This is a genomic window from Pseudomonas sp. EA_65y_Pfl1_P113 (assembly GCF_963970525.1).
GTDB lineage: Bacteria > Pseudomonadota > Gammaproteobacteria > Pseudomonadales > Pseudomonadaceae > Aquipseudomonas > Aquipseudomonas tritici.
The window spans coordinates 1-721 of sequence record NZ_CAXAQM010000160.1; the positions used below are offsets into that span (position 1 = coordinate 1).

The window sequence follows — 721 nt, forward strand, 5'->3', positions numbered from 1 at the left end:
GTGGTGCCGGCATCGCGCACCAGCACCATCACCTCGTCATTGATCTGGATCTTCTCGTCGGGGGACGGCCGCAGGATGGCGGCACCGCCGCGCTTGATCTGGACGATGAAAAACGCACCGGCCGCCTGACGTTCGGCCTCGCCGACGGTCAACACACACATCGCCGACCCGGCGTGCGCCGAGACGATTTCCAGATCCAGGCCCATTTCGCCGAGTTCGCCGCGCGCGCGTTTGAGCGCCGCGTCCGATCCCAGATCCGCGCTTTTCGGGAAGAGCACCATGCGTGCGATGCGTTCGGCACCGATATGGGTCGGCAGCACGACATGGTCGGCCCCGGCGCGGCGCAGCTTGCGTTCGGTCGTCGGGGCCTCGCCGCGCGCGATGATTTCGAGCGTCGGGTTGAGATTGCGCGCGCTGAGCGTGATGAAAACGTTCGCCGCGTCGTCTGGCAGGACTGTCGAGAGTACACGTGCTCGGTCGATCCCGGCCGCGAACAAAATCTCTTCCTCGGTCGCGTCGCCTCCGATGCACAGGTGGCCGGCGGCTTCGATTTCGGCGAGGCGATCGGCGCGGCGTTCGATCACGACCAGCGGCATGTTCGCCTCGGCAAGGTCGCGCGCCAGCATCGTTCCGATGCGACCAAAGCCGCAGATCACGACATGGCCGGACAATTTGTCGATTCGCGCGCGCATACGGTTGGCTCCCAGGATCTGGCGCAGTT

Annotated in this window: 1 protein-coding gene; it reads right to left on the reverse strand. The window is 65.7% G+C overall.

Annotation, left to right across the window (positions count from 1 at the left end; all coding sequences use genetic code 11):
• Window positions 1–692 (reverse strand): NAD(P)-binding protein (locus tag AACY52_RS28875; RefSeq protein WP_339561153.1); only part of this gene is annotated, 692 nt, incomplete at its 3' end.
• Window positions 693–721: the final 29 nt, after the last annotated feature.